The 7471-nt window shown below is 69.4% G+C and carries 13 protein-coding genes; 3 read left to right on the forward strand and 10 right to left on the reverse strand.

Annotated features, from left to right (window positions below; translation table 11 throughout):
* Positions 1-27 precede the first annotated feature (27 nt).
* A complete protein-coding gene (locus ACZ6ZR_RS09385) occupies positions 28-348 on the reverse strand; it encodes a heavy-metal-associated domain-containing protein (protein ID WP_465641040.1) in 321 nt (106 codons plus the stop codon).
* A 348-nt stretch (positions 349-696) separates the two neighbouring features.
* Complete coding sequence (locus ACZ6ZR_RS09390) at positions 697-1128, reverse strand: hypothetical protein (RefSeq protein ID WP_465641042.1); 432 nt, start codon at positions 1126-1128, stop codon at positions 697-699.
* A gap of 155 nt (positions 1129-1283) precedes the next feature.
* Here ACZ6ZR_RS09390 and ACZ6ZR_RS09395 point away from each other — a divergent pair, with 155 nt between their 5' ends.
* Positions 1284-1838, forward strand: a complete 555-nt coding sequence (locus ACZ6ZR_RS09395; RefSeq protein WP_465641044.1) for an HAD domain-containing protein — start codon at positions 1284-1286, stop codon at positions 1836-1838.
* A 67-nt stretch (positions 1839-1905) separates the two neighbouring features.
* On the opposite strand, the gene ACZ6ZR_RS09400 is transcribed toward ACZ6ZR_RS09395, so the two are convergent.
* The 8 genes from ACZ6ZR_RS09400 to ACZ6ZR_RS09435 all read right to left on the reverse strand — a co-directional run bounded on the left by ACZ6ZR_RS09400 (position 1906) and on the right by ACZ6ZR_RS09435 (position 5280).
* Positions 1906-2394: a GNAT family N-acetyltransferase gene (locus ACZ6ZR_RS09400; RefSeq protein ID WP_465641046.1), complete on the reverse strand. Its 489-nt coding sequence runs from the start codon at positions 2392-2394 to the stop codon at positions 1906-1908.
* Positions 2391-3233, reverse strand: a complete 843-nt coding sequence (locus ACZ6ZR_RS09405) for a protein kinase domain-containing protein (protein WP_465641048.1) — start codon at positions 3231-3233, stop codon at positions 2391-2393. Before ACZ6ZR_RS09405 ends, ACZ6ZR_RS09400 begins: the two co-directional genes overlap by 4 nt.
* Positions 3197-3766 (reverse strand): hypothetical protein, encoded by a 570-nt coding sequence (locus ACZ6ZR_RS09410; protein WP_465641050.1) that lies wholly within the window; start codon positions 3764-3766, stop codon positions 3197-3199. The genes ACZ6ZR_RS09405 and ACZ6ZR_RS09410 overlap by 37 nt, the downstream gene beginning before the upstream one ends.
* Before the next feature lie 83 nt (positions 3767-3849).
* Positions 3850-4272, reverse strand: coding sequence for a hypothetical protein (locus ACZ6ZR_RS09415; RefSeq protein WP_465641052.1), 423 nt, complete (start codon positions 4270-4272; stop codon positions 3850-3852).
* 126 nt (positions 4273-4398) lie between these two features.
* Positions 4399-4548: a hypothetical protein gene (locus ACZ6ZR_RS09420; RefSeq protein WP_465641054.1), complete on the reverse strand. Its 150-nt coding sequence runs from the start codon at positions 4546-4548 to the stop codon at positions 4399-4401.
* A 6-nt stretch (positions 4549-4554) separates the two neighbouring features.
* The gene (locus ACZ6ZR_RS09425) at positions 4555-4773 is read right to left on the reverse strand and encodes a hypothetical protein (RefSeq protein WP_465641056.1); all 219 of its coding nucleotides are present in this window, start codon (positions 4771-4773) and stop codon (positions 4555-4557) included.
* Positions 4774-4853: 80 nt separating this feature from the next.
* Entirely contained in the window at positions 4854-5024 is a 171-nt protein-coding gene (locus ACZ6ZR_RS09430; protein ID WP_465641058.1) for a hypothetical protein, read from the reverse strand.
* 55 nt (positions 5025-5079) lie between these two features.
* Positions 5080-5280: a hypothetical protein gene (locus ACZ6ZR_RS09435; protein WP_465641060.1), complete on the reverse strand. Its 201-nt coding sequence runs from the start codon at positions 5278-5280 to the stop codon at positions 5080-5082.
* A gap of 392 nt (positions 5281-5672) precedes the next feature.
* Here ACZ6ZR_RS09435 and ACZ6ZR_RS09440 point away from each other — a divergent pair, with 392 nt between their 5' ends.
* Positions 5673-6926: a helix-turn-helix domain-containing protein gene (locus ACZ6ZR_RS09440; RefSeq protein WP_465641068.1), complete on the forward strand. Its 1254-nt coding sequence runs from the start codon at positions 5673-5675 to the stop codon at positions 6924-6926.
* Entirely contained in the window at positions 6926-7300 is a 375-nt protein-coding gene (locus ACZ6ZR_RS09445) for a hypothetical protein (protein WP_465641062.1), read from the forward strand. Before ACZ6ZR_RS09440 ends, ACZ6ZR_RS09445 begins: the two co-directional genes overlap by 1 nt.
* The last annotated feature ends 171 nt before the right edge of the window (positions 7301-7471 follow it).

Genomic DNA, 7471 nt, shown 5'->3' on the forward strand with positions numbered 1-7471 from the left:
CCGTGGCGGTCACTCAGGGCCGAACTATCAGGCACGGCCGGTCAGTTCGTAACCGGCCTCGTCGACGGCGGCACGCACGGCCGCGTCCTCGGGCTCGCTCACCGAGACGACGGCGACCAGGCCGGCCGTGACGTCGACGTCGACGGAGGTGACGCCCGGCAGGGCGGAGACGGCGGCGCCGACCGACTTCTCGCAGTGGCCGCAGGTCATCCCGGCGACGGTGTAGACGGTCGTGGTGCCGGCGGTGGCGACGGCCGTGGTGGCGGCGGACTCGATGGTGAGGGTGGCCGAGCCGGTGGCGGTGGTGGAGCAGCAGGACATAGCGTTCTCCTCTTGACGGTCCGTCATATACCCACGGGGGGTATCTCCTCTGCACATATTTATACCCCTGGGGGGTACCTGGCGCAAGGGGTTCCCCGACGGACCGTCAGCAGGGTTCCGCGGCGGGCGGACAGGCGAGATGGACACGGCGGACCGATGCGAGGACCCCTCGCCCGGCCCTGATCGGCTCGGCGGACGGGGCGGCCCTCATGGTCATGGCCGGCGGACGGGGCAGGGCTGCGCTGGCCTCGCGGGGGTGGAGCTGCGTCTCGCGCGCATCCGCAACTCACCGGCGCCGTAACCCTGGTGGCTCAAGCTCCTCAGGGTCGGCCCGGCGGTTCCCGGCCCGTCACGCCGCTGACCTCGGCCGAGGAGTCAGGAGACCAGCTCGCGAACCAGCAGCACCACCATGAGGACCGCCAGCGCGACGACGACTCCGCAGCCGAGCTGGTAGGCGAACCTGGTCCAGAACTCCGCCCGTCGCCCCTTCGCGGTGTCGGTGCGCCACACCGGCGGGATGTCGACGCGGCCCTCGGCGATCTCCACCGCGGCCCGCCGCACGTCGGCGGGGTGGTAGTGGTAGAAGGTCGGCGCCGCCCCGTACGTCCCCCGGCTCTCGCCACCGAACTCCCGGAGGCGAACTCCGCTGCGGCGCGCCACACTTGGCAGCCAGTCCGGCCGGACCGGCCACAGCGCGGCGACCGCACGACTGCTCAGCCAGTCCTCCTCGGCTGGCTCCTGCGCTGGCTCCTCCGGGTCCAACTCGGCTTCGGGATCGGGTACTTCCGGATCGGGCGTCCGTGCCACGCTCTCCCCCTCGAAGCAGCCGGACTCCAGTACACACCCGCCGCCCCGCCCACCGAAGGGGTTCCGCGAACCGGACGGGCCGGAAACCGGGTGGCCGCCGGCGACGGGTGATCGATAGCGTCGGGGCAGGAAGACGGCTGGAGGTGGGCGGGCTGATGCGGCCGTTGCTGATGGTGGACGTGGACGGGCCGTTGAACCCCGAGGCGGCGAAGCCGCACCGGCGGCCCCCGGGGTACGGGACGCACCGGTTGATGACGCCGCGCTGGGAAGCGATGGAGCGTCGGCGGCTCACCGAGTACGGGCTCCCGCACAAGCGGCCCAAGCCCCTGCGGGTCTGGCTCAACGAGACCCACGGCCCGGCACTGGCCGCGCTGCCCTTTGACCTGGTCTGGGCGACCACCTGGGAGGAGGCGAACGCGTTCATCGCGCCGCTCCTCGGCCTCCCCGAACTCCCCTTCGTCGCCTGGTCCGAGCCCCGCCCCGAGCCCGGAGACGGGGTCTTCTGGAAGACCCCGGACATCGTGTCCTGGGCCGGCGGCCGTCCGTTCGCCTGGGTCGACGACCTGATCACCGAGGCGGACCGCGCCTGGGTCCAGACCCACCACCCGGGCCCGGCCCTGCTGCACCATATCGACCCGGCAACCGGTCTCACCCCGGACGACTTCGCACTCCTGGCGGAGTGGGCGGGCCGGCTGGAGCAGCGTTCCTGACAGGGAATCAGGCCGCCAGGCCGGGGGCGTACAGCTCGAGCTCCGAGGCACCCAGAAGCGGCCGGGGTCAGTGCTGGTCGATCACGCCGGTGGTGGTCGACGGTGGCCAGATGGCGTGGGTGAGGAACCCGGCGTGCTCACCGGTGGGGGCGAACCCGGCCTTGACGAGGACGCGGCCGGAGGCAGCGTTGTCCGGGCGGTGCTTGGCGTGGACCTCCGGTAGTCCGAGATGGCCGAAGGCGAGTGCCAAGACCCGGCGGACGCCTTCCGTGGCGTGCCCCCGGCCCCAGGCGTCGGCCCGAAGGATGTAGCTGATCGTGGCGACCGGCCGGTCCAGGTGGAGCTTGACGACTCCGAGGAGGTCACAGTCCACCGTGAGGCCGAGGGTGTAAAGCGTGCGCGGGTCCTGCTCCGCCGAGGCCAGCGCTCCGGCCACGAACTCTGCGGCCTCGCGGGAGTCCATCGCTGCCCGGCCCAGGTGCCTGACCGACTCGGGGCTGTAGATCCGGTGCACGGCGCCGGCGTCGCCGAGTGCCAGTTCCCGAAGGTCAGTCACCCGTCGGCCTTGGCGACGAGGCCGGCCAACTCTGCGGCTGTCGGCCGGTCTTCGGCGGCGCACAGCAGGACGTACCGCAGCCGGGCCTGGAGGGAGGGCCAGGGCATCGTGGTGGACATCGGCACGGCACGGTGGGCGATGGCCTTTCGGAGGTCTTCCACCGGCGCGCCCTTCCCCAGGCCGGCGGTCTCGTAGTCCAGGGGCCAGGCCCCGGTGACGCAGGTCCACAGGGTCGCGGCGAGGGCGTAGACGTCAGCGGTGGAGGTGGGGAAGACGGGTTGGGGCCCGTTCATGATCCGGGCGGCCAGCTCGGGGGCGGTGAGGTGGATCATCGTGCCGTCGAACCGCTGCCACGGTGTGGTGCCCATCCGGTGGGCCCATGCGAAGTCCAGCAGGCGGACGCCGTCGTCGGTGTGGATGCCGTGCTGGGGCTGGAGGTCCCCATGCACCCACCCGGCCTCGTGCAGGTCGGCCACGGCGCGGCACAAGGCCGCAGCCCCCGCCAGAGCTTCGTCGCGTCCACCTTCGTCCTTGCGCACTCGGCGGAACAGGTCCCAGGTGGAGGGCCCGGCCAGCCACGGGGTCACGAGCCACGCGCCGCCGTCGAAGTGTCCGGCGGTCACGGTGTAGTCGGGTAGCTGGTCCAGCACGGACGCTTCATGGGTGGTGACCTCGGTGGCTTCGCCCGTGCCGAGCTTGATGCTCACCACGCCGTGTCGGCCACTGGCCTTCCACACCGCCGAACCCCGACGGTCGCTGATCTCCGCCAGCTCCACGGGGCCGCAGATGGACTCCGCCGCGTTCAGCGCGGCTCTGGCCTCGGGAGGGAACTCGCCCATTCTCGTACTGCCTTCCACTCGCAGGGGATGTTCTCGAAGATGTTCCGGCCGTCGTCCACCGCCACGGACAGCGCCATGGCCAGGCTGGGCGTGGCCTCCAGGAACGCCGGGTCCAACGGCCGGACGCCCGCCCGCACCGGGAGGAACGAGAACGGCGGGGGCGGGATGCTCTGGCCGCGCCGACCGGTCTCGACCGCCCGCTGGGCGAACTTCCCGAACATGACCCCAACCGGGGCGTACAGGTTCTTCAACGCCCAGTGCGGCCATGTCATCAGCTCACGGTGGGACGCGCCTTCGCACTGCCCGCGCAGCACGATGTTCTCGCACGCGAGAACGCCGAAAGGGCGGTTCATCAGTGGGCGGACCCATTCCGCGGCCTGTACCCCGGCGTAGAACACCTCCGCTTCCACGGCGTAGCGGTGGCTGCCGGGCGCGATCTCGTAGACCGTCCAGCCGGTCATGTCCCGGAGGGTGGACGGCTTCAGGAACGGGCAGTGCTCGTGCAGTTCGGAGAGGTAGCCGTTCACGTCCACGCTGACGGGCTCTACCGTGCGGGGCTCGGTGAGGCGGAGCGCCCCGGCGGTGGGCCGGGACGCTCCGTCGAATGGTGCGGTGATCACCGGTTGGACTTCTCCGGAACCACGTCGTCGCCGTCGCCGCCACCCACGGGCCCGCAGTCCCACTCGGCGGTGACGGTGCCGGTCTCCCGGTACTGCGCGAGGACTTCGGTGTTCACGGTGCCGTCGGCGTTGGTGAACCACACCTCCGGCAGGGGGCCGTACGCCTCCTCGTACGCGGCCACCCAGCCGATCGGGCCGAAGCCCTGCATCTCGACGTGGGCCAGCTTGCGGCCGGCGTGCTTGAGCGCGAAGGCGTCGTGGGCGGCCGGGTCCGCGACGAGGGTGTGCCACGCCGAGTCGATCGCGGCGGAGAACATCTGCGGCGCGGTCTCGCCCGCGTCGATCTGCCGGGCGGCGATCGTGAAGAACTTGCCCAGCTCGTCCAGCTCGGTGCCGTGCTTGATGGTGGCGGTGCTCATGTGCCTCTCCCATCGGGTTGACTCTGTCCGGCCGGGTGCGGTCGGACAGTCGTGCGGTGGTACCCCCGCCAGTGGGACGTCCCACTGGCGGGGAGTTCATGGGCGCCCGAAGGCGCGGGGTGAAGGTCAGAAGCGGCCGGAGGTGACGAGTGCAGTCGCCGCCAGCGCCAGCAGGACCAGCGCAACCGTCTGAGCGATGGCGACCGCCAGCGGCGTCGGGAGCCCCCTCGCGGCCCGGTCGGCCGCCTCGCGGTACTCCTCCTGCCCGTCGTCCACGGCGGCCTACGCCGGGCGCTTGTCGAGCGCGGCTCGCATCGCGGCGCGGCGCTGGGGCCGACGGGCTCGGTCGATGCAGTCCTCGCAGATCGGGTGACAGGTGCCCTCGGTCTCGCCGGGGGCCTGGAGCGTGATGCCGGCGTAGACCAGGGCATCCCGGTTGCAGACCCAGCAGGTCCCCTCCCGGAAGTCGTCGGGACGGTCAACGACCGTTCGGTCAACCATGGTTCGAACCGGCATCGGCGGCGGGGTGCTCGCTCGGATGGGCAGCGGCGCGGTCACGCGGACGGGCAGTGGCGGGGTACTCATTCCGCGGACTCCAAGTCGGTCAGCAGAACCATCTCCGGGTAGGGGTCGGCGGAGCTGTCCCGGTTCACCCAGGCGTGGTTGGCGAGCGCGCTGGGGGTCTCGGCGACGACGCCCGTCCAGCCGTCGGTGCGGTGCCGGACCGGGTCTCCCTCAATCACACTGTTCACAGTTGCGCCTCTCCATCGGGTCGGGGGCGTGCGATGTGGTGGTGCTTGTCGTTGATCAGGCCGCGCGGCCGGTGCGGTGGCGGTCGACGCCCGCCACGACCACCGCGCCCTCGCCCGGGTGGGCCCTGATGTACTCGGCCGACAGCAGGAAGCCGAAGCGCCCGCAGATGTCGCACCCCCAGGTGGCGTCGGTGGGCGACAGGGAGTCGTACGACGTCTGGAGGAAGCAGGCCGGACAGAGCGGGGGCGGTTCCATCCGCGAGCGCGGGGCCATCACTTAGGTCACACGGCCGATCTGCGGCCCGCACAGTTCTGGCACGGACAGGTGGATCGCACCGCGTCGAGCTGTATCAGACTGCCTACCGACGGCGCACGCCCCTTGGGATTGGCGGCCACGTAGTCGGCCAGCGGACTCCAGTCAGCGGGAGGCTGGCTAAGTTCCTGCTTCGAGGGGCCGGTCACTACCTCGCGGTACACGCGCCTGGTCGTGGGTGTCGCCATCGATCTCTCCTCCTTCGCCGTGGCGGTGGCTAGCACCAGTGAACGGCCGAGGAGTTGTGCGGAACCAGAGCGAAAGGTGAGCATCAGTCAGGCATAATCAACGCACTGTCCGGCCTGACCTGGGCCTTCGATCTGCACGGGGGTGCTGTGGCTCGGAAGAGGACGCACTTCGCCCAACGCCGCAAGGCGTTGGGCTACAGTCAGGAGGCGTTCGCCAATGCACTCGGGGTGGCGGTCTCCACCGTCACCCGCTGGGAGGCCGGCACAACCGACCCCCAGGGCTACATCAACCCAAAGCTGGCAAGGCTCTTAAAGGTCACCCAGGAGGGGCTGGCGGACCTCCTCTCACCAGCGGTGCTGGTCCCTGATCGTTCGGCGGTCTACGCCGCTGCCCCCTCTCCTGGTGGTACTGACGACATGAAGCGCCGCGATGTTCTGGGCCTGCTCGCTGTAACTGGTGCGCTCATCGCGCTACCAGGCTCTGAAGTGCCCGAGTCTCGGCCCGGAGTGGCCGCGTCCCTGTTGGAGACGGGGTCTGAGTTGAACTCGCACCTCTGGAAGGTGTTCGGGCTCTCTGACTCCAAACAAGCTGTCTATCCGATGGTCAGGCACCAACTAGGTCTCTTGGCCAAGGGCCTCGGCGAAAGCCAAAGCGAGACCTCTCGCCAAAAGCTGTGTGCGCTCGTGGGGGACCTCTACCAGCTTGCCGGTGAGATCTTCTTCGATGCCAACCGGTACACCGACGCCGCGTACTGCTACACCCTGGCCGCCAGCGCAAGCCGGGAAGCTGGCGACTTCGACATGTGGGCTTGCGCATTGACCCGCCATGCGTTCGTGGAACTCTACGAGCAACGATTCTCAGCCGCAGCCCCGATACTGGAGACGGCTTCGCGGGTCGCCGAACGTGGCGACCCGCAGCTATCGACCCGATATTGGGTAGCAGCGGTCCACGCAGAGGTGCACGCGGGCCTCGGCGACCTTGACGCGACCAAACATGCACTCGACAGCGCGAGCGAGGTGCGCAACCTTTCTGGGAAGCTTCATAACGGGGGGTGGCTTCGCTTCGACGGCTCTCGCCTTGCTGAAGAACGCGGGACTTATCTCGCTCTTGGTCGGCCAGATTTGGCCGAGGAAGCCCTGATAGCCGCACTCTCGCAATCCCTCTCAATGCGCCGTCGAGGAGCGGTACTTGCTGAGCTGGCGGCCCTAGGTGCCGAGCGCCGCGACCTTGATCAAACGCTCCACTACACACGGGCGGCCTTGGAGCTGGCAGACCAGACCGGGTCGGGCTACATCGGCCGGAAACTGGAAGGCGTCCGCAACCGTCTCGCCCCCCTGATGGCCGACGGCCGGGCTTCAGTACTGCACCAACAAATCTCGGCGCTCGAAGGCGCTATCTGATGAAGGAGTTTTCCTTGTCGGCTGACGGACGAATCTTCCGCGAGGCGTGGATCGCTGGAGTGCTGAAGCACTTCCCCGGCGAGCCAAAGGCCGGCTACATCACCCCATGGGAAGACACCCCTCAGTGGGAGCGCGACTGCGCTGCGGCGGTGTCTGGCCAGATCCACGAGTTCATCAGCGTGAGCAGTGGGAACACGTCCAAGCTCACCCGCGAGCAAAAGGGACGGTTCGTCGCTACGTGCTGGATCGCCCAAATCTACAAGCACATCGAAGATCCGAAGCCCGGATACGTGGCTGACTGGAGCGACCTGCCGCCCTGGCAGCAGGAGACCGATGCGGACATCTTCGAGACGATCGAGCAGACCCACTCCTGAGTTCGGCGCTTCAGCGCCTCGATTGGCCCGCCACGGTCCCCACCACCGAGGCCCCGCCCATCCCCCGCGCCGGGGTTGGGCGGGGCCTCTGGCGTGCCGTCACGCTGGGGTAGTAAAGCGTACTGGCTATGTCGTTATGCCTTTTGAGAGCGACATTCTCACAAGAATATA

It is taken from the genome of Kitasatospora sp. NPDC088742 (genome assembly GCF_055584905.1).